20 protein-coding genes and 1 pseudogene are annotated in these 21,797 nt (G+C 68.7%); 6 read left to right on the top strand and 15 right to left on the bottom strand.

Translation table 11 applies throughout. From position 1 onward, the window contains the following. Window positions 1–63 precede the first annotated feature (63 nt). The 6 genes from BW39_RS22215 to BW39_RS22190 form a co-directional block, all read right to left on the bottom strand. Window positions 64–1,215, bottom strand: coding sequence for an ABC transporter substrate-binding protein (locus BW39_RS22215; protein ID WP_013800322.1), 1,152 nt, complete (start codon window positions 1,213–1,215; stop codon window positions 64–66). Window positions 1,216–1,250: 35 nt separating this feature from the next. Continuing rightward, window positions 1,251–1,910 carry a TetR/AcrR family transcriptional regulator gene (locus BW39_RS22210; RefSeq protein WP_043824329.1) on the bottom strand — a complete coding sequence of 220 codons (660 nt, stop codon included), beginning with the start codon at window positions 1,908–1,910 and terminating at the stop codon, window positions 1,251–1,253. A gap of 17 nt (window positions 1,911–1,927) precedes the next feature. Then, window positions 1,928–3,232: a phenylacetate--CoA ligase PaaK gene (gene paaK / locus BW39_RS22205; RefSeq protein ID WP_043824327.1), complete on the bottom strand. Its 1,305-nt coding sequence runs from the start codon at window positions 3,230–3,232 to the stop codon at window positions 1,928–1,930. Between the two features lie 11 nt (window positions 3,233–3,243). Further along, window positions 3,244–3,711, bottom strand: a complete 468-nt coding sequence (gene paaI / locus BW39_RS22200) for a hydroxyphenylacetyl-CoA thioesterase PaaI (protein WP_034397981.1) — start codon at window positions 3,709–3,711, stop codon at window positions 3,244–3,246. A gap of 11 nt (window positions 3,712–3,722) precedes the next feature. Then, window positions 3,723–4,505, bottom strand: a complete 783-nt coding sequence (locus tag BW39_RS22195; RefSeq protein WP_043824325.1) for an enoyl-CoA hydratase-related protein — start codon at window positions 4,503–4,505, stop codon at window positions 3,723–3,725. A gap of 231 nt (window positions 4,506–4,736) precedes the next feature. Further along, window positions 4,737–5,726 carry a tripartite tricarboxylate transporter substrate-binding protein gene (locus BW39_RS22190; protein WP_043824324.1) on the bottom strand — a complete coding sequence of 330 codons (990 nt, stop codon included), beginning with the start codon at window positions 5,724–5,726 and terminating at the stop codon, window positions 4,737–4,739. Window positions 5,727–5,903: 177 nt separating this feature from the next. Here BW39_RS22190 and hemE point away from each other — a divergent pair, with 177 nt between their 5' ends. The 3 genes from hemE (at window position 5,904) to BW39_RS22175 (ending at window position 11,114) form a co-directional block, all read left to right on the top strand. Then, on the top strand, window positions 5,904–7,016 hold the full coding sequence (gene hemE / locus BW39_RS22185; protein ID WP_043824322.1) for a uroporphyrinogen decarboxylase: 1,113 nt from the start codon (window positions 5,904–5,906) through the stop codon (window positions 7,014–7,016). A 524-nt stretch (window positions 7,017–7,540) separates the two neighbouring features. Beyond that, window positions 7,541–9,754, top strand: a complete 2,214-nt coding sequence (gene priA / locus BW39_RS22180) for a replication restart helicase PriA (RefSeq protein WP_043824321.1) — start codon at window positions 7,541–7,543, stop codon at window positions 9,752–9,754. 223 nt (window positions 9,755–9,977) lie between these two features. After that, the gene (locus tag BW39_RS22175; RefSeq protein ID WP_043824343.1) at window positions 9,978–11,114 is read left to right on the top strand and encodes an asparaginase; all 1,137 of its coding nucleotides are present in this window, start codon (window positions 9,978–9,980) and stop codon (window positions 11,112–11,114) included. A gap of 184 nt (window positions 11,115–11,298) precedes the next feature. Here the strand turns inward: BW39_RS22175 and BW39_RS22170 are convergent, their stop codons facing one another. The 9 genes from BW39_RS22170 to BW39_RS22130 all read right to left on the bottom strand — a co-directional run bounded on the left by BW39_RS22170 (window position 11,299) and on the right by BW39_RS22130 (window position 18,550). Continuing rightward, the gene (locus BW39_RS22170) at window positions 11,299–12,165 is read right to left on the bottom strand and encodes a ChbG/HpnK family deacetylase (protein WP_043824320.1); all 867 of its coding nucleotides are present in this window, start codon (window positions 12,163–12,165) and stop codon (window positions 11,299–11,301) included. Further along, entirely contained in the window at window positions 12,162–12,584 is a 423-nt protein-coding gene (locus BW39_RS22165; protein WP_012202494.1) for a GtrA family protein, read from the bottom strand. The genes BW39_RS22170 and BW39_RS22165 overlap by 4 nt, the downstream gene beginning before the upstream one ends. 2 nt (window positions 12,585–12,586) lie before the next feature. Next, the gene (locus BW39_RS22160; RefSeq protein WP_012202493.1) at window positions 12,587–13,591 is read right to left on the bottom strand and encodes a glycosyltransferase family 2 protein; all 1,005 of its coding nucleotides are present in this window, start codon (window positions 13,589–13,591) and stop codon (window positions 12,587–12,589) included. Beyond that, a complete protein-coding gene (locus BW39_RS22155; protein ID WP_043824318.1) occupies window positions 13,588–15,207 on the bottom strand; it encodes a glycosyltransferase family 39 protein in 1,620 nt (539 codons plus the stop codon). The genes BW39_RS22160 and BW39_RS22155 overlap by 4 nt, the downstream gene beginning before the upstream one ends. A gap of 101 nt (window positions 15,208–15,308) precedes the next feature. Further along, complete coding sequence (locus BW39_RS22150; RefSeq protein WP_043824316.1) at window positions 15,309–16,259, bottom strand: AEC family transporter; 951 nt, start codon at window positions 16,257–16,259, stop codon at window positions 15,309–15,311. 128 nt (window positions 16,260–16,387) lie between these two features. Next, the gene (locus tag BW39_RS22145) at window positions 16,388–16,747 is read right to left on the bottom strand and encodes a hypothetical protein (protein ID WP_012202490.1); all 360 of its coding nucleotides are present in this window, start codon (window positions 16,745–16,747) and stop codon (window positions 16,388–16,390) included. A 98-nt stretch (window positions 16,748–16,845) separates the two neighbouring features. Beyond that, the gene (locus tag BW39_RS22140) at window positions 16,846–17,247 is read right to left on the bottom strand and encodes a roadblock/LC7 domain-containing protein (RefSeq protein ID WP_012202489.1); all 402 of its coding nucleotides are present in this window, start codon (window positions 17,245–17,247) and stop codon (window positions 16,846–16,848) included. After that, a complete protein-coding gene (locus BW39_RS22135) occupies window positions 17,244–17,807 on the bottom strand; it encodes a GTP-binding protein (protein WP_043824315.1) in 564 nt (187 codons plus the stop codon). Before BW39_RS22135 ends, BW39_RS22140 begins: the two co-directional genes overlap by 4 nt. Continuing rightward, window positions 17,804–18,550 carry a hypothetical protein gene (locus BW39_RS22130; protein WP_043824313.1) on the bottom strand — a complete coding sequence of 249 codons (747 nt, stop codon included), beginning with the start codon at window positions 18,548–18,550 and terminating at the stop codon, window positions 17,804–17,806. The genes BW39_RS22135 and BW39_RS22130 overlap by 4 nt, the downstream gene beginning before the upstream one ends. Window positions 18,551–18,831: 281 nt before the next feature. Between BW39_RS22130 and BW39_RS22125 the strand changes: the two genes are divergently transcribed. The 3 genes and pseudogenes from BW39_RS22125 to BW39_RS22115 all read left to right on the top strand — a co-directional run. Next, entirely contained in the window at window positions 18,832–20,901 is a 2,070-nt protein-coding gene (locus BW39_RS22125; protein ID WP_043824311.1) for an ATP-dependent helicase, read from the top strand. Window positions 20,902–20,918: 17 nt separating this feature from the next. After that, window positions 20,919–21,407: a hypothetical protein gene (locus BW39_RS22120; RefSeq protein WP_043824310.1), complete on the top strand. Its 489-nt coding sequence runs from the start codon at window positions 20,919–20,921 to the stop codon at window positions 21,405–21,407. A gap of 88 nt (window positions 21,408–21,495) precedes the next feature. Further along, window positions 21,496–21,797: pseudogene (locus BW39_RS22115) on the top strand (phospholipase A); the annotation flags it as partial.

Genomic DNA, 21,797 nt, shown 5'->3' with positions numbered 1-21,797 from the left:
CGGCCGAGCGCCACAGCGGCCGCCGCCAGGTGCGGCAGCCGCTGCGGCCTCAGGCCCGCAGGTTCAGGGCTGGTACTTCCAGGTGCCGTTCTCGATCTTGACCATGACGGCCGCGCGCTGGTCCAGGCCCAGGTGGTCGGTGGGCGTCATGTTGAAGATGCCGTGGGCGCCGGCCACGTCCTTGGTCTGCTCCAGCGCATCGCGCAGGGCGGCGCGGAACTCGGCCGTGCCGGGCTGGGCCTTCTTGAGCGCGGCAGGAATCGCTGCTTCGAGCACGCGGCCCGCATCCCAGGAATGCGCGCCAAAGGTCGATGCCGTGCCCTTGCCGTTGGCGGCCTCGTAGGCTTCCACATAGGAGACGGCAGACTTCTTGACCGGGTTGCTGTCGGGCAGCTGGTGGGCCACCAGCACGGGGCCGGCGGGCAGCAGCGTGCCTTCCACATCCTTGCCGCCCACGCGCAGGAAGTCGGCATTGGCCACGCCGTGGGTCTGGTAGATCTTGCCCTGGTAGCCGCGCTCCTTGAGCGATTTCTGCGGCAGCGCGGCCGGCGTGCCCGAGCCTGCGATCAGCACCGCATCGGGCTTGGCGGACATGAGCTTGAGCGTCTGGCCCGTGACCGAGGTATCGCTGCGCGAATAGGCCTCGGTGGCGGTGAGCTTGATGCCCTTGGCCTCGGCCACCTTGCGGAACTCCTGCAGCCAGCTTTCACCGTAGGCGTCGTTGAAGCCGATGTAGCCCACGGTCTTGATGCCGGCCTTGGCCATGTGCTCGCCGATGGCGGCGGCCATCATGGCGTCGTGCTGGGGCGTCTTGAAGACCCAGAACTTCTTGGCATCCATGGGCTCGACGATCTTGGCCGAGGCGGCCAGCGTGATCATGGGCGTCTTGGCCTCGGAGACCACGTCCACCATGGCCAGCGAGTTGGGCGTGATGCTGGAGCCCAGGATGACATCGACCTTGCTCTCACTGATCAGCTTGCGCGTGTTGGCCACGGCCGCCGTGGTGTCGGAGGCGTCGTCCAGGATGATGTAGTTGACCTTCTGGCCCGCCACCGTGCGCGGCATCAGCGCCACGGTGTTCTTTTCGGGAATGCCCAGGGAGGCCGCCGGTCCGGTGGCCGAGACCACCACGCCCACATTGATGTCGGCCAGGGCCGAGCCCCAGACCGTGGCCAGGGTCGCGGCCAGCAGGCCCAGTTTCGTCAAACGCTTCATGTCTGTCTCCTTGTGTTGGATGGGGCGTGGCACCTTCAGGCGCCACAATTTACCGTGGTAACTATTTTTTTGCCAGCGGTTTGATGCCCGGGTTTGCCTGGGGTCTGCACGGCCGGCAGGCCTCCGAGGAACAGGTCGGCCACCACGGGGGCCATGGCCTCGTGGTCCAGCGAGCCGTCGGGCCGCAGCCAGGTGAACATCCAGTTCATCATCCCGAACAGCAGCATGGCCAGCGCCTTGGACAGGCCCGCGCCATCGGCGTCCGGCCGCAGCTGGGCCACCGCCTGGGCAAAGGTTTCGACCACGGCGCGCTCCTTGCCCAGCACGCGCTGGCGGTCGTTGTCCTGCAGGAAGCGCACGTCCTCGGTCAGCACGCGGTGGGCATGGCGGGCATGGGCGTACTCCTGCACGAAGCGCTCGATCAGCATGCGCAGCCGCGGCTCGGGCGGCAGGCCCATGGCCTGTACTTCGTCCACCAGGGACTGCAGCCGCGTCATGTGGCCGTCGGTGATGTCCACCAGCAGCGCGTACTTGTCGCGGAAGTAGTGGTAGATGGTGGGCTTGGACAGGCCGCAGGCCTGGGCCACCTCGTTCATCGAAGTGCCGGGGTAGCCGCTGCGCGCGAACAGCGCGGCGGCATGGCCCAGGATCAGTTCGCGCTGGTCGTCGTATCCGGAAGATCGGCCTCGGGCCATGGGACTCCTGTGCGCGCTCAGCGGCTGCGGTGGTCGATCACGCGGCGGGCCTTGCCCACCAGGGTGCGCTCTATGGAATCGGGTCGCAGCACCTCGACCTCGGCGCTCACGCCGACCAGGGTCTTGATGCGCTGCTGCACCCACAGTGCCAGCGCCTCGGTGTCGCCCTGCGTGCCCGGCTGCATCTCGCAGCGCACGGCCAGCCGGTCCAGGTTGCCGTCGCGCGTGACCACCAGCTGGTACTGGCCCGACAGCTGGGCGTTCTGCAGCACGATCTCCTCGATCTGCGTGGGAAACAGGTTCACGCCGCGAATGATGAGCATGTCGTCGCTGCGCCCAACGATCTTGCCCATGCGCCGGAAGCTGCGCGAGGTCGGCGCCAGCAGCCGTGTCAGGTCCCGCGTGCGGTAGCGCACGATGGGCATGGCCTCCTTGGACAGCGACGTGAAGACCAGCTCGCCCTCGCTTCCGTCGGGCAGCACCTCGCCCGTGTCGGGGTCGATGATCTCGGGGTAGAAATGGTCTTCCCAGATCACCGGCCCGTCCTTGCTCTCCACGCATTCGCTGGCCACGCCCGGGCCCATGACTTCGGACAGGCCGTAGATGTCCACGGCATCCAGCCCCGCCTTGCCCTCGATCTCGCGGCGCATGGCCTCGGTCCAGGGCTCGGCGCCGAAGATGCCGATCTTGAGCGAGCTCTCGCGCGGGTCCAGGCCCTGGCGCTGCATCTCCTCCACGATCACCTGCATGTAGCTGGGCGTGACCATGATGATGTCGGGCCGAAAGTCCTGGATCAGCTGCACCTGCTTTTCGGTCTGCCCGCCCGACATGGGCACCACGGTGCAGCCCGCGCGCTCGGCTCCGTAGTGCGCGCCCAGGCCGCCCGTGAACAGGCCATAGCCGTAGGCCACATGCACCATGTCGCCAGGCCGCCCGCCCGCCGCGCGGATGGAGCGCGCCACCAGATTCGCCCAGTTGTCGATGTCATTCAACGTGTAGCCCACGACCGTGGGCTTGCCCGTGGTGCCCGAGGAGGCATGCACGCGCGCCACCTTCTGGCGCGGCACGGCGAACATGCCGAACGGGTAGTTCTCGCGCAGGTCCTTCTTGGTGGTGAAGGGAAAGCGGGCCAGGTCGGACAGCGTGCGCAGGTCGGACGGATGCACGCCCTTCTCATCGAACGCGCGGCGGTAGTGCGGCACGTCGTCGTAGGCATGCTGCAGCGACCAGCGCAGGCGCAGCAGCTGCAGCGAGGCGATCTCGTCGCGGCTGGCGGTTTCGATGGGGTCGAGGTCGCCGGGGGCGGGGCGCTGCAGGGACATGGCGGACCTCTTCAGGCGGGCTCTGTCAGGCCGGGCACGGTGGGCCGGCCCTTGAAGCTGTGCGAGCGGCCACGGAACAGCGCGATCACTTCCTGGCGCTGGTTGGTGACCTGCACGTCATAGACGCCGGTGCGGCCTGCGCGCGAGACTTCGCGGGCCTGGGCCGTGAGCACGTCGCCGGGCCGGCCGGGCGCGACGAAGTCCACGCTCAGGCCCGAGGCCACCGTCATCTCGTTGCGCGCATTGCAGGCATAGGCAAAGGCCGTGTCGGCCAGCGCCGTGATGAAGCCGCCGTGGCAGATGTCGAAGCCGTTGAGCATGTCGTCGCGCACAGCCATCTCCATGCGCGCCGCGCCGGGGGCGATGTCCGTGATGCGCAGGCCCAGGCCTTGCGCGGCGCGGTCGCGCGCCAGCATGCCGTCGCGCACCTGTTCGGCCAGGCGCTGTGCGGCTTCGTCCGGGGTGTGGGTGTCTTGCATGGCGCCGCTCCTCAACGGTCCGAGAACACGGCAGCCCGCTTGCCCAGGAAGGCGGCCACGCCCTCCTGGTAGTCGTGGGCCGCGCCCAGCTGGCCCTGCTGGCGCGCCTCGCGCGTGAGCGCATGCTCGTAGTCCAGCAGTTGGGCCGAGTCCATGGCCTCCCGCGTGCGCGCCAGGGCCCGCACGGGCATGGAGGCCAGGCGCTGGGCCAGGGCCTGGGCTTCGTTGCGCAAATCGGCATCTTCCACGCAGCGCCAGATCAGGCCGATGCGTTCGGCCTCGGCCGCAGGCAGCTTGTCGCCCAGCAGCGCAAGGCCCAGGGCGCGCGCACGGCCCACCAGGCGCGGCAGCAGCCAGGTGCCGCCGCAGTCGGGCACCAGGCCGATCTTGGCAAAGGCCTGGATGAAGCTGGCCGAGCGCGCGGCCAGCACCAGGTCGCAGGCCAGCGCGATATTGGCGCCCGCGCCTGCGGCCACGCCGTTGACGGCGGCCACCACGGGCACGGGCATGGACTTGAGCCGCAGGCACAGCGGCTGGTAGCGGCGCTCGATCAGGTCGCCCAGGTTCTGGTCGGGCGCCGCCTCGGGGTCGGACAGGTCCTGGCCCGCGCAAAAGCCGCGCCCCGCGCCCGTGAGCACCACGCAGCGCACCGTGGCATCGCCGGCGGCCTGCTCCAGGGCCGAAAGCAGCTGCTCGTGCAGTTGCGCATTGAAGCTGTTGAGCGCGTCGGGGCGATTGAGCACCAGGGTGCGGACGGCGTCTTGCTGCTCAACCAGAACCAGCGATGGGGGCATGGAAGTCTCCGTGGCCTGTCTGCCGTCTTTATGCGGCAGATCAAACATAATTTACCGAATGGTCGGTAAATGTTAGTCGCCAGACCCTTTCCACCACAAGCGCCCAGGCACCGAGGAAACCCCTAGACCCCATGAAAAATGACCCCCACGCTGCCCCCCGAGGGGGCGTTTTTCATCTTGGGGCGGCCCGGCGATGAAAAAAGGCCCGCACGGGCCATTTTTCTTGAAGGTTCAGGGCTTGAAGCCCGAGCGCTGTACCACCGGCGTCCACTGCGCGCGGTAGGCCTTGAGCATCTCGGCCGTCTGCGCGCTGCTGCTGGAGACCGGGGTCAGCCGGCTGGCCTCGAATTTCTGGCGCGTGTCGGGCTCCTTCATGATCTCCTGCACCATGCGCGACAGGCGCTCGGCAATGTCGGGCGCCATGCTCTGCGGCGCGAACAAGGTGTTCCAGCCCATGCCCGATAGGTTCAGGCCCGATTCCTTGAGCGTGGGAATGTCCGGCGCCATGGTGCTGCGGCGCTCGCCCGACACGGCCAGCACGCGGATCTTGCCGGCCTCGTGCTGGGGCAGCAGCACGTCGAAGGTGTCGATGGCCAGCGGCACCTGGCCGCCCACCAGGTCGGTCAGCAGCGGGGCCGAGCCCTTGTAGCCCACGGTTTCGGTCCGGACCTTGGCGGCCTCGCCCAGCATCAGCGAGAAGAAGTGCGGCAGGCTGCCCGTGGCCGGCACGCCCACGTTGGCCTGCTGCGGATTGGCACGCAGCCAGGCCAGCAGGTGCGACAGCTGCCTGACGGGCACGGCACTGGCCACGGCCACGCCGAATTCGTAGCGATTGACCTCGCTGACCGGGCGGAAGTCCTTGTCGGGGTCGTAGCCCGAGTCGGGGAACACCAGGGGCGCCACCAGCATCACGGCCGGGTTGGCCAGCAGCAGCGCGGGCTGGGAGGCCGGCGCGTTCTTCACATACTGGGCCGACAGGCGGCCGCCCGCGCCGGGCTTGTTCTCCACCACCACGGGCGAGCCCACGCGCGCCTGCAGCTTGTCGGCAACGATGCGCGCCACGCGGTCGGTGGCGCCACCGGGCGGGTAGCCCACGACGATGCGCAGCGGCGCCTTTCCCGGAAACAGCGGCTCGGCCGCCGTGGCACTTCCAGCCAGCCAGTTGGCGGCCGAAACAGCCGGGGCCAGGGCCAGGATCTGGGTCAGGGTTCTTCGCTGCATCGCAAACTCTCTCCTTGCATGGACGGATTCCCGTGCGGAACGCACGCCGCACAATGTAGCGGCCTCAAAAAGCCCGTTGCCGCCGATATTGACCAGGGTTAACCCGAGGCAAGACGCCCTGCGCTGCTCGGGCATCGCGACAGCCTGGCGAAGCCGACTCGGCGACAATCGCCCACCATGAGCTTCGCCCCCCTGACCAACGACACCTTCCTGCGCGCCTGCCGGCGCCAGGCCACCGACTACACGCCGCTGTGGCTGATGCGCCAGGCGGGCCGCTATCTCCCCGAATACAAGGCCACGCGCGCCCGGGCCGGCAGCTTCATGGGCCTGGCCACCAACGTGGACTACGCCACCGAGGTCACGCTGCAGCCTCTGGAGCGCTTCCCGCTGGACGCGGCCATCCTGTTCTCCGACATCCTGACCGTGCCCGACGCCATGGGCCTGGGCCTGTCCTTTGCCGAAGGCGAAGGCCCGCGCTTTGCCAAGGTGGTGCGCGACGAGGCCGCCGTGGCCGAGCTGGCCGTGCCCGACATGGACAAGCTGCGCTATGTGTTCGACGCCGTGACCAGCATCCGCCGCGCGCTCGATGGCCGCGTGCCGCTGATCGGCTTCTCGGGCAGCCCCTGGACCCTGGCCTGCTACATGGTCGAGGGCAAGGGCAGCGACGACTACCGCCTGGTCAAGAGCCTGATGTATGCGCGCCCCGACCTGATGCACCGCATCCTGGCCATCAACGCCGACAGCGTGGCCGCCTACCTCAACGCCCAGATCGATGCGGGCGCCCAAGCCGTGATGGTGTTCGACAGCTGGGGCGGCGTGCTGGCCGACGGCGCCTTCCAGGAATTCAGCCTGGCCTATACCAAGCGCGTGCTGGCCGGACTCAAGCGCACGGGCGTCGATGGGCAGGACGTGCCGCGCATCGTCTTCACCAAGGGCGGCGGCATCTGGCTGCCCGACATGAAGGACCTGGACTGCGAGGTGCTGGGCCTGGACTGGACGGCCAACCTGGCCCGCGCCCGCGCCATCGTCGGCGGCGAGGTGGGCGGCCCCGGCAAGGCGCTGCAGGGCAACATCGACCCCAATGTGCTGTTCGCACCGCCCGAGCGCGTGGCCGAGCAGGCGCGCGCCGTGCTCGACAGCTTCGGCGCCCCGCACACCGACAGGACCACCACGGGCCCCACGCACATCTTCAACCTGGGCCACGGCATCAGCCAGTTCACGCCGCCCGAGCATGTGGCGGCGCTGGTGGAGACCGTGCACAGCCATTCGCGCGCCCTGCGCCAGCGCTGAGCGAGCCGCCTCCCCGCCCCCGCTTCTCCCGAACCCCAGGGCCGGACGCCAGCGCAGCGCCGGCCCCTGCCGGGGCCGCCAACGGCCCGGCAAGGCCCCGCTGTCCACAAGCCGGGTACCCGACAGCCGCTTGCTGCACAAGATGGCCACAGACCATCTTATGCACAGAAAAATCCGAGCGAGGCCCTAGGAGTTGCAGTTGTCACCCGCGCCTGCACGCCGGCGACATATCGATATAAGCCATTGTTTTTGAATAATTTTTTTGATAGCAACATTTTCAGCATGCACCGATTGGCAAGGCCGGATAAGCAGGTGCATGCCCATAGATCCGAATAATCCCCACAAAGTTATCCACAGAAATTGACGATATACCCAGAAACCCGCAGTCACCGGCCGGGGCGTCTGGTGTAGAACGCCGCACCCAGGCTCCGGGCAGCGCCAAAGGCTTATGCTTGGCGGCTTGGTTGCCGCAGGCCCTGCCGTGCGGCGCCCGCGTTTTCAGGCCCCGCTTTCCCCGCATTCGCATGTCCCTCCCCGCCCACACCGTCCATGTCGCCGTCCAGACGCCGGCGCACAGCGCCGTGGGCGAACTGCTGAGCTACACCTGCGACCAGCCCCTGGAGGCGGGCACCCTGGTGCGCGTGCCCCTGGGTCGCCGGGACCTGCTGGGCGTGGTCTGGGACGCCCCGCCCCGCCCCGCCGCCATGCCCGAAGGCGTGGAGCTGCGCCCCGTCGCCGCCGTGCTGCAGGGCATTGCGCCGCTGCCGGCCGCCTGGCGCCGGCTGGTGGCCTTCGCCGCCTACTACTACCAGCGCAGCGTGGGCGAAATCGCCGTGACGGCCCTGCCCCCGCAACTGCGCGAGATGACGGCCGAGCAATTGGCGCGCCGGCTCAGGCCGACCAAGGCCGCGGCGAAGAGAGCGGCCAAGGCTGCAAAAGAGGAGCAGGCGGAACAGGCGCCTGGCACTGCGCCTGCATCAGCACCTGCATCAGCGCTCGCACCGGCCCCGGCCGCCGCAGACATTCCCCCCATCGTCCTCAGTGCCGAGCAGGCCGACGTCTTCACGCAGATCGCCGCCCATCCCGGCCCCTTTCTGCTCTTCGGCAGCACGGGCAGCGGCAAGACCGAGGTCTATCTGAGAGCCACCCAGGCCGCACTGGACGCCGACCCCGGCGCCCAGGTGCTGGTGATGGTGCCCGAGATCAACCTCACGCCCCAGCTGGAGCAGCGCTTCACGGAGCGCTTCGCGCCGCAGTACGGCGCCGACTGCGTGGTCAGCATGCACAGCGCAATGACCAACCCCCAGCGGCTCAAGAGCTGGCTGGCCGCGCACACCGGCGTGGCGCGCATCGTGCTGGGCACGCGCATGTCGGTCTTCGCCAGCCTGCCGGGCCTGTCGCTGATCGTGGTGGACGAGGAGCACGACGCCAGCTACAAGCAGCAGGAAGGCGCACGCTACTCGGCGCGCGACCTGGCCATCTGGCGTGCGCGCGATACCGGCGCCAAGGTCATCCTGGGCAGTGCCACGCCGTCGCTGGAGAGCTGGCACGCCAGCCGCCCGCCCAATGCCGACGAGCCGCAGGGCGGCCGCTACCTGCGCCTGCACATGCCCAGCCGCATCGGCGCGGCCGCCCTGCCGCGCGTGCGCCTGGTGGACATGGGCCAGCAGCCGCGCAAGGCCGTGTTCTCGCCGCCGCTGATCGATGCCATCACCGAGCGCGTGCAGCGCGGCGAGCAAAGCCTGGTGCTGCTCAACCGCCGCGGCTTCGCGCCCGTGCTGTTCTGCGCCGACTGCGGCTGGAAAAGCGACTGCCCGCACTGCAGCGCCCACCAGGTCTTCCACAAGGCCGACCGCACGCTGCGCTGCCACCACTGCGGCTACACCCAGCGCGTACCCATGGCCTGCCCCGGCTGCGGCAATCCCGACATCCTGCCGCTGGGCAAGGGCACGGAGCAGCTGGAGGAAGAACTGGCCCGCCTGCTGCGCAATGTGCAGCGCCCCGACCGCGAGCCCGCCCGCGTGGCGCGCATCGACGCCGACACCACGCGCGCCAAGGGCGCGCTGGAGGAGCAACTGGCCCAGGTGCATGCGGGCGACATCGACGTGCTGGTGGGCACCCAGATGGTGGCCAAGGGCCATGACTTCCGGCGCATCACCCTGGTGGCGGCCGTGCAGCCCGACAGCGCTCTTTTCTCCAGCGACTACCGAGCGCCCGAGCGCCTGTTCAGCCTGCTGATGCAGGCCGCCGGCCGCGCAGGGCGCGACGCGCACTACGTGGCCGCCCAGGGCAGCCACCCGGAGATGTGGATACAGACGCACGACCCGTCCCACCCCGTCTACACCGCGCTGCGCTCGCACGACTACCCGGCCTTCGCCGCGCGCCAGTTGCGCGAGCGGCGCGATGCGGGCATGCCGCCCTTCGCCTTCCAGGCCATCGTGCGGGCCGATGCGCGCACGCAGGAAGCCGCCCAGGCCTTCCTGGCCGCTGCGGCCGAGGCCGCCCGCCAGGCCGGCCTGCCCCATGTGGACGATGTCTTTCTCTACCCGCCCATTCCCATGTCCGTGCAGCGCGTGGCCAATGTGGAGCGCGCGCAGATGCTGATCGAGTCGGCCCAGCGGCCCGCCCTGCTGCGCTTTCTCTGGGCCTGGCAGGCGCACCTGCACTGGATCAGGGCACAGCCCGGGCACCGCGCCCTGGTGCGCTGGCTGGTGGACGTGGACCCGCTGGCCATCTGAGCGTGGTACGGCCTCTGGAACGGCCTCAAAAAACCTCAAGCCTTTCAGGCCTTGGGCGCAATCCCGCAAAGCGTTCACCGCTCCTTTTTCGGAAGCGCTTTTAGCGCATTCGCCGCGCCGCTCCCATCGGGATTTGCGCTGATGCAGGCGGGGCATGTTTATTGCATCGTGCCGCATTCAGCCCACAAGGCTGGATCATTCAATGCCTTTCCAGGAGCGATACATGCCGTTCACCCCCTTCCGTATGACCTTGATGGCCGTCGCGCTTGCGCTGGCAGGCTGCGCGTCCCAGCCCGGCGCCAGCCAGGCCCCCGCAGCCGCAGCGCCCGCCACGGCGACCGCCCCTGCACCCGCTCCCACCGCACAGGCCGGCAAGCCCAACGTGGTCGTCCTGGCCACGGGCGGCACCATTGCCGGTGCGGGCGCCAGCGCCGTCAACAGCGCCACCTACACGGCCGCCAAGGTGCCCGTGGACAAGCTGCTGGCCGGCCTGCCCGAGCTGAGCAACATCGCCAACGTGTCCGGCGAGCAGGTCTTCCAGATCGCCTCCGAGAGCTTCACCAACAAGGAACTGCTGACGCTGGCCCGCCGCGTCAATGAGCTGGCCAAGCAGCCCGGCGTGGACGGCATCGTCGTCACCCACGGCACGGACACGCTGGAGGAAACCGGCTACTTCCTGAACCTGGTGGTGCCCACCGACAAGCCCATCGTCATGGTCGGCTCCATGCGCCCCGGCACGGCCATCTCGGCCGACGGCGCGCTGAACCTGCTGGGCGCCGTGGCCACGGCTGCGTCCAAGGACTCGGCGGGCAAGGGCGTGCTGGTCAGCATGAACGACAACATCGACTCCGCGCGTGATGTCGCCAAGCTCACCAACATCAAGACCAATGCCTTCGCCAGCCAGTGGGGCCCGCTGGGCATGGTGGTCGAGGGCAAGACCTACTGGTTCCGCGCCCCCGTCAAGCGCCACACCAGGGGCAGCGAGTTCAACATCGAGCAGATCACCGACCTGCCCGCCGTGGACATCGTCTATGGCTACGGCAACGTGCCCGCCACGGCCATCGACGCGCTGGGCAAGGCCGGCGTCAAGGCCATCGTGCATGCAGGCACGGGCAATGGCTCGGTGGCCGACCGCATCGTGCCCAAGCTCAATGAACTGCGCCAAAAGGGCGTGATCGTGGTGCGCAGCTCGCGCGTGCCGGCCGGCTTCGTGCTGCGCAATGCCGAGCAGCCCGATGACAAGTACGACTGGGTCGTCGCCCATGACCTGAACCCGCAGAAGGCGCGCCTGCTGGCCGCCGTGGCCCTGACCAAGACGCAGGACACGAAGCAGTTGCAGCGCATCTTCTGGGAGTACTGATAAAGCACCCCCTGAGGCGCTGGCGCGCCTTCCCCCTCTCTACCCGCTTCGCGGGGGAGGGGGACGACAGCCTCGCTGCGGGGCGGCCCTTGCTTGCTGTCCCTTGCTTTGGGCCTCGTCGGTTTTTTGCGTTGCGCCCTGAAAGCCCGGTCATTTTTGGCCGGGCTTTTTCTATTGCCGCTTCTTAGTTCGATGTGAACAGCGGGGTCAGGGGGCCTTGGGCGATGTGGCAGTGCGCTTGTTCCAGGGCCTGGGCGAAGGCGTCGGAGCGCAGGTAGGCGTATTCGACGGCGCGCTGGGCGCCTATGGCGTCGCCCTGGACGGGGGCGGTGGCGGGGTGGCACATCATGAGGCTGCCGGGCTGCAGCTGGGCCAGCCATTGGGCCATGTGGCGGCCATAGCCTTCGGGCGTGGGCTGGTCGAAGGCGTAGACGCCGCCGAAGCCGTGGTTGAGCGGCACGCCCTGGCGGCGCAGGCGGCGGGTGGTGGTCCAGCCGCCCAGCAGGGCGATGATGGCGGCCTTGGGGTCGCGCCAGAGCTGGCCGGCCGGGGTGGTGGAGCGGACCCAGGGCAGGTCGTCGGCGTTGTCGCCATAGCGCTGGCGCAATTCCTGCACCAGCGCGGCACGCACTCCGGGGAGCTGGTGCACGTGCTGGTGGCCGTCGATGAAGTCGGGGGCCATGCCCAGCGCGTCCTCGAAGGCGTCGAGCTGGCGGCGCCAGGCGTCACGCATGGCGGCGCCGCCGAGTGCGCCGGCATAGGCGCGCGCGATCACGGCACCGATGCCGGCGGCGGGCTGCAGGCCGTGGCCTTCGGTCAGGTTGAAGTGCAGGCCCAGCGACAGGCGCGGGCGCAGCGCGGGCAGGCGCCTGGCGGCCTGCCTCCAGTGCGGCGAGGTGGTCATGCAGCTGGTGGCCGACAGCCGGCCCTGCAGCGTGAGCTGCTCCACGGCTTCATCGACCAGGGGGTGCAGCGCATAGTCGTCGGCGCACAGGACGACGGTTCTGGCCGAGGCCTTCTCCCCGTTGTTTCTGGCAGGTACGGTGTTCATGAGGATTCCTTGCGGCCGGGGGCCGCAAAGGCCCAGAACTTGGCGAAGACGAAGGTGCCCACCGCCACCAGCACCAGCACCAGGGCCAGGCTCCAGAAATAGTGCCAGTGCAGCCAGTGCAGGGCCACCCAGTACAGCAGCTCGTTGGCCACGAAGGAGGCACAGGCCACGGCGAAGTACTTGCCGGCCACGGCCCAGCCTTGCGCCCCGGCCTGCACGAAGGTGAACAGCGCATGGCCGTTGTAGCTGACCACGAAGGCCACGAGAAAGGCCAGCACGTTGGCATGCAGCGGCGCCATGCCCACCCGTTGCACCAGCAGGGCGACCACGGCCAGGTGCGTGGCGGCCGCGCAGCCCCCTACCAGCACGAACTGCAGCGCCTGCGGCAGGCGGCGCAGTTGTGCGATCACGTCGTGCATGGCTAGTCCCGTGGCGCCAGCGGGCTGCGGTCTTCGTCGCGCGCCAGCAGGTAGGTGGGACGGCGCTTGACCTCGTCGTAGATGCGGCCGATGTACTCGCCCAGGATGCCGATGGACATCAGCTGCACGCCCGAGAACAGCATGATGCTGGCCGCCAGCGTGGGCCAGCCGTCCAGCGGGTTGCCGAAGATCAGCGTCTCCATGGTGATCCACAGCCCGTAGAGCAGGGCCGCCAGCGAGATGATCCCGCCCACCACGCTCCACACGCGCAGCGGCAAGGTGGTGAACGAGGTCAGCCCCAGCAGGGCCAGCGAGCCCAGGCGCCGGAAATTGAAGCTGGACGCTCCGGCCGTGCGGTCGGCCGGCACGAACGGCAGGGCCGCGGCCTTGAAGCCCACCCAGGCGTACAGGCCCTTCATGAAGCGGTGGCTCTCCGGCAGGGCCTTGAGCGCGTCGGCCACGCAGCGGTCCAGCCAGCGGAAGTCGCCGGCATTGGGCGGGATCTTCACCAGGTTGCCGGCATTCATGAGCCGGTAGAACAGATTGGTGCCCACGCGCTTGGCGCCGCTTTCGGCGCCCCGGTCGGCGATCACGCCATAGACCATGTCGTAGCCGGACTGCCACAGCTCGCACATCTGGGGCAGCATCTCCAGCGGATGCTGGAAGTCGGCGTCGATCAGCACCACGGCGTTGCCGCGCGCATGGTCTATGCCGGCCGACAGCGCCGCCTCCTTGCCGAAGTTGCGCGACAGCGCCAGATAGCGCACGGGCAGTTCCTGGGCCATGCGCAGCGCGATCTCGTGCGTGGCGTCACGGCTGCCGTCGTTGACGACGATCAGCTCGTAGTCGGGCGTCAGCGTGCGCACCGTCGCGTCCAGGGCGCGCAGGAACGCCTCCAGGTTGCCCTCTTCATTGTGGGCTGGCACCACGCAGCTCAGCCGCAGCGGGGGGCGCGGCAGCATCCCCTTGGGAGCGGCCGGAGCAATGTCAGCATGCAATTCGGTCATAGGCCAGCATTGTCAGCGGGCTGGCTGCCCGCGCGCGGCAACACGTCAAAAACCGCATAGGCATAGGGACTGGGCCGAGGAAAACGCCAGCCCGAGCGTTGCACCGTGAGCACACGCGCCTCCTGTGGCAGGCCCAGCTTCGCCAGCCAGGCCTGCGCCTGCTGCTCGCAATCGCGCGATTTCGCGGTCGGGCCGGGCTCGCTGGCCACCGGGCCGCGCGGGCACAGCAGCAGCCCGGGCTGCTGGCGCCAGTCCGGCAGCGCCAGCACGCGCGCATATTCGCTGTCGGGCAGGCCGGGAATGGTGCGCAGATGCGGCTGGGCATAGAAAGACAGCATGGCGTTTTCCGCCCAGTCGCCGCCCACCCACTGCAGCGGCTGCTGCGGGTGGCGCTGGTTCCAGGACAGCACGATGGCCTGCGCCGCATCGGCCGCGGGGCGGTAGTAGTCGGAGCTGCTCTTGCGCGCATTGCCCCAACCCGCGGCCACGCCAATCACCAGCACCACGGCCATGCTCGGCCACCAGGCGCGGCGCAGCGCGGCCAGGGCGGCCTGCGTCACGGCGGGCGCCTCGGCGTCCAGGTTGCGCAGCCACAGCAGCACGAAGGCATAGCCGATGGGAATGGCCCAGGGCGTGGACAGCTCCACCACGCCGGTGGCGCCAAAGCCCAGCGTCGCAAGCCAGGGCATGAGGGCCAGCCAGAACAGCGTGTCGCCGCGCCCCTGCCAGCACCAGCTGCGGCGCAGGAAACGCGCACTCCAGCGCAGCCAGCCGCCGCCTTGCTGGCGGGCCTGCATGAAGCCATACACCAGGCACACGGCCAGCCAGGCCGGCAGCCAGTAGAAGATGGGCGCCAGCGCAAAGCGCAGCACATAGCCCCACACCACCTGCCCGCCGCCCTGGTCCATGGCATAGCCCAGCGTCACCCACTGGTGGTGGGCAATCCAGGCCACATGCGGCGCCAGCGCCAGGCCAAAGGCTGCCAGCGCCACGTAGGGCCGGGGTGTGAGCAGCCACTGGCGCCCTTCACGCACCAGGAAGATGGGCAGCAGGAAACCGGCCAGGAACACGCCGCTGTAGTACTTGCTGAGCATGCAGGCGGCCGAGACCACGCCCAGCGCCACGCTGAAGGCCAGGCCGCGCGCGCCCTTTTCCTGCCAGCTGGCCAGCAGCAGGGCCGCCGCCCAGGGCCACAGGGACAGCAGCTGGCTGTTGGCGTTGAACTTGCCGGCCAGCGTCGTATACGGAAAGCACCACAGCAACAGGGCCGCGCCCAGCGGCGCCAGGCGCGCCAGCCCCAGGCGCCTGCCCAGCACGTAGACGCCCCAGATGCCCACGCCCACATTGGCATAGGACAGCAGGCGATAGAAGCCGTCGTTCTGCGGGAACACCATGAACCACAGGCCGACCACCCAGGCGAAGAACGGCGGATGCTTGTGCGTGCCCAGCTGCAGCGGCTGGGCCCAGGCATAGTTCTCCAGCATGTCGTGGTAGCCGTCCAGATTGCCATTGGCCAGCCAGGACACCAGGGCCCAGAGCAGGCAGGCCAGCGTCACCATCCAGAGCAGGGCCGCGCCCGCGGGAACGCCTGCCGGGGCAGAGGGGGAGGATTTCATGCGATCCCGTCGAGGTGGTGAAAAAACATGGGCGGGATTGTAGTGAGCGCCAGCATGCCCGTGCGCCCCGGGCCTGCCGCTCAGGTGTGCCCGGGGCCTGCTCAGGTCATCAGCGCCACGGCGCCCGAGAAGCTCAGGAAGGCCAGCACCGTGGACACCAGGATGATGCGGGCCACGCGCCCGCCGTGCGCCCCGAAGCGCTCGGTCAGCAGCGATACATTGCTGGCGCTGGGCAGCGCGGCCAGCAGCACCAGCGCCACAAAGGCCTCTTCGCCGAGCGGCAGGCCCAGCGCCATGGCCGCACGGGCCACGGCCCAGACCAGCAGCGGGTGGACCAGCAGCTTGGCCAGCGCAATGGGCACGTAGTCGCGCGCGGCCACGCGCTCGTGGCTGTTCATCTGCGAGCGCGCCAGCACGGCGCCAATGGTGAACAGCGCCACGGGCGAGGCCGCGCCCGCCAGCATGGCCACGGTGCGGTCGATGGGGCCGGGCAGCGTCCAGCCTGCCGCCGAGGCCACGCCACCCAGCACGATGGCCCAGGGCATGGGATTGGCGGCCATGCCGGCAAACGCCCTGCGCAGCGCCACGGACACACCATGCCCGCCCGGCAGCCCCAGGCGCGACAGCGCAATGCACAGCGAAGTGGTCACCACCATGTCGATGGCCATGGTGACGATGACCGGGCCTGCCGCACGCTCGCCCAGCAGCGCCACCAGCATGGGCACTCCCATGAAGCCGGTGTTGGGAAAGGCCGCCACCAGCGCGCCAAAGGCCGCATCGTTCCAGCCCACGCGCCGCACGGTCAGCGCCACGGTGGCGCCCACCATCAGCAGCGCGCACAGCAGGTAGACCACGGAGACGCCCACATCCAGCAGCTGGGCAATCGGCGTCTGCGCGCCAAAGCGGAACAGCATGCAGGGCAGCGCGAAATACAGCACGAAGGCGTTGAGCCCCGGTATCGCCGCCTGCGGCAGCACGCCACGCCAGGTGGCCACAAAGCCGCAGGCCACAAGCGCGAAGAAGGGAAAGGTGATCAGCAGGACGGACAGCACGCGGCGATTCTGGCAGCAAGCCGGTGCCGCTGCCGCGCGCCCGTGTCACCGCGCGGACGCCGGACGAAAAAAAACCTGCCGGAATCCGCATCCGGCAGGTCGGGCGTAAGCGCAACAAGCGCGTGCGCTTACAGCGCCAGGTCCTTCTCGACGTCCTGCACCTTGCGGCGGGCCAGCGCCAGATTGGAGCGGCTCTTGTCCAGCACTAGGTAGAAGAACACACCTTCATGGGCGGCCACGGGCCGGATGATGTGGTACTGGTGCGTCAGGGTGATCAGGATGTCGTCGATGGCGTCATCGAGCTTGAGCATGCGCATGGTCTTGAGCTTGGCGCGCACCACCTCCGTGTTGCCGGCAGCGGCCAGCTCCATGTCGAGGCCGGAGCCTACGCTGCCCATGAGCATGCCGCTGGTGCTGTCCACCAGGGCCGCGCACAGGGCGCCATCGATGCCCAGCAGGCCGTTCAGAGAATCATGTATCGAAGCCATATGCCACCTTTTCAAATAGCAAGGGCAGGCTGTGCGATGGACCACCGCGCCCGCTCCTCGGGGGAAGAAAACCAAACTTCTGCAGCGGATGCCGCGGATCAGGAACGGGACAGTTCGGAGGCCACTTCGCCCGCCGCCCACAGCGCGCGGCCCAGCAGGGCGCTTTGATCGACCACCATGCACAGGATGGCCGGCTGGTTGCCGGCCACGGCCTGGAAGAGGACGGTGCCCAGCTCGGTCTCGAAGGTCAGCCGCCGGCAGGACTTGTGGCCTATCTCGGTGGCCACGGCCCTGGCCATGGCCATGAGCGAGCCCGCCATGGCCGACAGGCGCTCCGTCGGCAGTTCGCTCCTGACCCGCAGGGAGGTGATCTCGAAGCCGTCAGGCGTGCACAGCAAGGCGATGTGCACGCCCTCCAGGGGCGCCACCACGCGGTGGAGCACATCGCTGCCAGCTTCGATCAGAGAGGGAGGAATCCGGGGAAGCGTTGGTGTCTTCATACCTGACTTTGCAAGGAAAGCAAGGAAACGAGCACCCCCAGCGCATCCAGCAACTGCTGCCGGTCACGGGGGTCCGCCTGGATGACAGGCACTATACCGTGACCTCTGTCCGCCAAGGCGCTGCTGAATGCTTCCTGCTGTTGCTCGCTGGCATCACGGCAACTGACCACCACCACCAGGGGCCCGGATTCCAGAGAGGCGATCTCGGCCAGGCACTGCGCCGCGTAGTCCGGTGCGCTGGCGTCGCAGACATCCACCATCAGCAGCACGCCCACCGAGGCATTGAGCACCCAGCGGCGCACGAAGTCGAAGCGTTCCTGCCCCGGGCTGCCCACCAGCTGCAGCCGCTCTCCACCGCCCAGGTCGATCTCGCCGAACTCGGCACCCACCGTGGTGAATTCCTTGGAATGGGAGGCCCGGTCCAGATTGGGCACATCCGCCGCCGCCATCAACGCGCCGCACAGGCTGCGCAGGGCCGTGGTCTTGCCTATGCCCATGGGGCCCACCAGGCTCACCCGTACCAACCCGGCAGCAGGCTGCGCGTTCATCCACAGGCTCATGCCACTCCTCCGCGCCGGATCCAGCCGGCCAGCTTCTGCACCCACTGGCGCGGCAGGCCGGCCACCGCGGCAGGCGCCTGTGCGCGGCTGCCGCGCAGCGGCGGGAGATCGTTTTCGCGCGCGGGCCGCAGGCTGCACTCCAGCAGGCTGCGCAGCCGGGGATGGCGCAGCAGTTCGGCCACGGCGCGGGCCTGCATGCCGCTGTGCTCGCACAACAGGGCCACCTCCATGGGGCCACGGCACAGCATGGCCAGGGCACGCAGGCATTCGGAGTTGTTCCACGGCGCGGGCAGCGCCACCCAGGCCTTGAGCTGGAAGCGGTAGCGGCAGTCCACGCCCTGCTGCTGCAGATCGTCCAGCGCCCGCGCCAGCGTATGCGACGTCGCCACCTGCTGGCGCACCGTCCAGTCCATGAGGAAGACGGCCGCCCGGTCCAGCATGTCGATCAGGTCGGACAGCGTGAAATTCATGTCCAGATAGGTGGCCAGTCGCTGCTGCGTGCGCTCCAGGTGCTGTCCCTGGGGCACTCCACCCACGTAGACCACGCAGGGCATCCACCCTGCAGCCTCGGGCGCGGGCATGTTGCCATCCACGACCAGCACCTGGGCGCTGACCAGGGGCACCTGCCGCCAGCCGCGCAGCGACTTGCGGGACGCCACGGCGAACAATGCCTCGAAACGCTGCTTGAGCAGAGGAGACCACAGCTCGGCAGCCAGGCCGATCTCGTCTGTAGTGCGAGCCATCTTTGACACCTCACCGGATAGGAACTGAAATGGACAAACCAGATTCGCCCGTGACAGAACATCGGCGAAGACTGATATTTTGGATAGTTTTTACACATTACTCACTTGATTTAATGTGAACTTTTCTATTTAGACCAACGCCGCCACAGTGCGGACCAGAGTGGCCGCGAGATTTGTCGCCGAATTCCAAGGGTGCTTACACATGGCCTGATGGCCTCGATCCCCGAAGCGGTATGCTCCCGCTTCCCTCACTTTCACGCCTTTCCCCGCGCAACGCACCCATGTCCGCAGGACTCAATCTGGCCCAGCTCCAGGCCGTCCACTACACCGAAGGCCCCTGCCTGGTCCTGGCCGGCGCGGGCTCGGGCAAGACACGCGTGATCACGCACAAGATCGGGCGCCTGATCGAGATGGGCATGGCGCCGCGCCGCATCGCGGCCATCACCTTCACCAACAAGGCCGCAGCCGAAATGCGCGAACGCGCGGCCGGCCTCATCGGCCGCCAGGCCAAGGACGTGCTGGTGTGCACCTTCCACGCCCTGGGCGTGCGCATGGTGCGCGAGGACGGCCATGTGCTGGGCCTCAAGCCCCAGTTCAGCATCCTGGATGCCGACGACGTGACGGGCATCCTCAAGGACTGCTCGGGCGGCACCACCGACCTGGCGACGGCGCGCCAGTGGCAGTGGACCATCAGCAACTGGAAGAACGCCGGCTGGGACAGCCGCAAGGCCCTGGCCATGGCCCAGGACGACAACGAGCGCAGCACGGCGCTGATCATGCAGCGCTACGAAGAGCGCCTGACCGCCTACCAGAGCGTGGATTTCGACGACCTGATCGGCATGCCCATGCGCCTGCTCAAGAACCACATCGAGGTGCGCGAGAAATGGCAGCGCCTGCTGGGCCATGTGCTGGTGGACGAATACCAGGACACCAACGCCACGCAGTACGAGCTGCTCAAGATGCTGGTGGGCAGCCGCGCCCACTTCACCGCCGTGGGCGACGACGACCAGAGCATCTACGGCTGGCGCGGCGCCACGCTGGACAACCTCAAGAAGCTGCCGGTGGAGTTCCCGCAGCTCAAGGTGATCAAGCTGGAGCAGAACTACCGCTCCACCTCGGCCATCCTGCGCGCGGCCAACAACGTCATCCAGCCCAACCCCAAGCTCTATCCGAAGACGCTGTTCTCGGAGCTGGGCGAGGGCGAGCCCGTGCGCATCGTGGACTGCGACACCGAGGAGCACGAGGCCGAGCGCGCCGTCGCCCGTATCCAGAGCCTGCGCGCGGCCAGCAACCCGCCGCCGGACTGGAAGGATTTCGCCATCCTCTACCGCGCCAACCACCAGGCCAAGCCCTTCGAGAAGGCCTTGCGCAAGGCCAGCATTCCCTACAAGGTCTCGGGCGGCACCAGCTTCTTCGACCGCGCCGAGATCAAGGACCTGTGCGCCTGGTTCCGGCTGTGGATCAACAACGACGACGACCCCGCCTTCCTGCGCGCCATCGGCACTCCCAGGCGCGGCATAGGCCACACCACGCTGGGCAAGCTGGGCGAGTTTTCCTCGCAGCACAAGCTCAGCATGTTCGGCGCCCTGTTCGCGCACATGCTGGAAGCGGCCCTGCCCAAGAAGGCGCATGACAGCCTGCTGGAGTTCGGCCGCTACATCAACGACCTCGAATACCGCGCCCGCCACACGCTGGGCGCCGAGCAGTCGCGCGGCTTCATGCTCGACTGGCTCAAGGAGATCGGCTACGAGCAGTACCTCTACGACAGCGAGGACAGCGAATCGGTCGCCGCCGCGCGCTGGAGCAACGTGCTGGAGTTCTGCGACTGGATGTCCCAGCGCGCCGGCGGCCAGATCGAGGATGCGGCGGGCACGACCACGCACACCGAGGTCAAGAGCCTGCTGGAGGTGGCGCGCAACATCGCCCTGCTGTCCACCATCAGCGAGCGCGAGAAGGAGCAGGACATGGTCATCCTGTCCACCCTGCACGCCTCCAAGGGCCTGGAATGGCCGCATGTGATGCTGGTGGGCGTGACCGAGGGCATGCTGCCCTTCAAGCTCGACGACGACAACGGCCGCCAGCAGAAGGTCAGCGACGAAACCGCCCAGCGCCTGCAGGAAGAGCGCCGCCTCATGTACGTGGGCATCACGCGCGCCCGGCGCTCGCTGGCCGTGAGCTGGACCAAGCGCCGCAAGAAGGGGCGCGAGATGGTCTCCACCCTGCCCAGCCGCTTCATCAAGGAAATGGGCCTGGACGCCGCCACCTCGCGCGAGGACCCGCGCGAGAAGCTGCGCCAGCTGCGCGCCGAGTTCGCCCTCAAGGCGCAGCAGTCCACGCCCACCGACTCCTGATTCCAGAAAGACACCGCATGCGTTTTTACCGCCCCGTTCTCAGCCTGGCGCTGGTGGCCGTGACCACCGCCTGCTCCAGCACGGACCTGCAGACCACCACCCGGCCCGCCCTCCAGGCCGCGCCCAAGGCCGCCCGCGCTGCCACCGCCCTGCCACACGCCCCATGTCCCGGCGACGAGGAGATGAAGGACAGCCAGCTGCAGGGCGAATGGACGGGAACCGTCGAAGGCCAGTCCCAGCCCGTGCGCCTGCAGCTGGGGCCGCACCCCCAGTGGAAGGGCAACGTCAAGGGCACGATCGCGCGCGGCGCAGACACCCGCCCCATGGTCGGCGACGTGGCCGATGACCACATCACGCTGGAAGAAAGCGCCGACGGCAAGCGCATCACCGCCACCTGGCTGGGCGATGTCGTCGAAGGCAGCTGCGCCCGCGAGATCCGCGGCAACTTCATCGAAGGCGACGATGCGGCGCCCCGGCCCTTCGTGCTGCGCAAGCTCGCGCCGTGACCGGCCCCCGAGCCTGCACACGAGCCCCCTGCTCCCTCTTCACTCATTACCCCTTACTCTTCGCTCCTTCCATCACCGGACCCAAGCCATGACGACTCCTACACACCTGGATCGCCGCAAGCGCCCAAGCCGCACGCCGACACCCCTGCAGTGGGCCCTGGCCATGGGACTGGGCGCCACGCCCTGGCTCGGCGCCCAGGCGCAGACCGCGCCCCGCCCCCTGGCCGAGGACGCCTGGCGCCAGTGCGCCGCCACCACGGACAACCAGTCTCGCCTGGCCTGCTTCGACACCTGGGCCCAGCAGCAGCAGCCGCTGACCGCGCCGCCGGCCACCGGCTGGAGTGCTCCGGCCGCCAGCGCCGCAGCCGATCCTGGCGCCCTGCCCACGCC

The sequence above is a fragment of the Delftia sp. RIT313 genome (genome assembly GCF_000632165.1).
GTDB classification, from domain to species: domain Bacteria; phylum Pseudomonadota; class Gammaproteobacteria; order Burkholderiales; family Burkholderiaceae_C; genus Comamonas; species Comamonas acidovorans.
This window is presented reverse-complemented; position numbering and strand designations above follow the sequence as displayed.

Excerpts from the sequence above, each read along its gene's own strand:
- BW39_RS22215 (WP_013800322.1), bottom strand. The coding sequence starts at position 1,215 with ATGAAGCGTTTGACGAAACTGGGCCTGCTGGCCGCGACCCTGGCCACG.
- BW39_RS22210 (WP_043824329.1), bottom strand. The coding sequence starts at position 1,910 with ATGGCCCGAGGCCGATCTTCCGGATACGACGACCAGCGCGAACTGATC.
- paaK (WP_043824327.1), bottom strand. The coding sequence starts at position 3,232 with ATGTCCCTGCAGCGCCCCGCCCCCGGCGACCTCGACCCCATCGAAACC.
- paaI (WP_034397981.1), bottom strand. The coding sequence starts at position 3,711 with ATGCAAGACACCCACACCCCGGACGAAGCCGCACAGCGCCTGGCCGAA.
- BW39_RS22195 (WP_043824325.1), bottom strand. The coding sequence starts at position 4,505 with ATGCCCCCATCGCTGGTTCTGGTTGAGCAGCAAGACGCCGTCCGCACC.
- BW39_RS22190 (WP_043824324.1), bottom strand. The coding sequence starts at position 5,726 with ATGCAGCGAAGAACCCTGACCCAGATCCTGGCCCTGGCCCCGGCTGTT.
- hemE (WP_043824322.1), top strand. The coding sequence starts at position 5,904 with ATGAGCTTCGCCCCCCTGACCAACGACACCTTCCTGCGCGCCTGCCGG.
- priA (WP_043824321.1), top strand. The coding sequence starts at position 7,541 with ATGTCCCTCCCCGCCCACACCGTCCATGTCGCCGTCCAGACGCCGGCG.
- BW39_RS22175 (WP_043824343.1), top strand. The coding sequence starts at position 9,978 with ATGCCGTTCACCCCCTTCCGTATGACCTTGATGGCCGTCGCGCTTGCG.
- BW39_RS22170 (WP_043824320.1), bottom strand. The coding sequence starts at position 12,165 with ATGAACACCGTACCTGCCAGAAACAACGGGGAGAAGGCCTCGGCCAGA.
- BW39_RS22165 (WP_012202494.1), bottom strand. The coding sequence starts at position 12,584 with ATGCACGACGTGATCGCACAACTGCGCCGCCTGCCGCAGGCGCTGCAG.
- BW39_RS22160 (WP_012202493.1), bottom strand. The coding sequence starts at position 13,591 with ATGACCGAATTGCATGCTGACATTGCTCCGGCCGCTCCCAAGGGGATG.
- BW39_RS22155 (WP_043824318.1), bottom strand. The coding sequence starts at position 15,207 with ATGAAATCCTCCCCCTCTGCCCCGGCAGGCGTTCCCGCGGGCGCGGCC.
- BW39_RS22145 (WP_012202490.1), bottom strand. The coding sequence starts at position 16,747 with ATGGCTTCGATACATGATTCTCTGAACGGCCTGCTGGGCATCGATGGC.
- BW39_RS22140 (WP_012202489.1), bottom strand. The coding sequence starts at position 17,247 with ATGAAGACACCAACGCTTCCCCGGATTCCTCCCTCTCTGATCGAAGCT.
- BW39_RS22135 (WP_043824315.1), bottom strand. The coding sequence starts at position 17,807 with ATGAGCCTGTGGATGAACGCGCAGCCTGCTGCCGGGTTGGTACGGGTG.
- BW39_RS22130 (WP_043824313.1), bottom strand. The coding sequence starts at position 18,550 with ATGGCTCGCACTACAGACGAGATCGGCCTGGCTGCCGAGCTGTGGTCT.
- BW39_RS22125 (WP_043824311.1), top strand. The coding sequence starts at position 18,832 with ATGTCCGCAGGACTCAATCTGGCCCAGCTCCAGGCCGTCCACTACACC.
- BW39_RS22120 (WP_043824310.1), top strand. The coding sequence starts at position 20,919 with ATGCGTTTTTACCGCCCCGTTCTCAGCCTGGCGCTGGTGGCCGTGACC.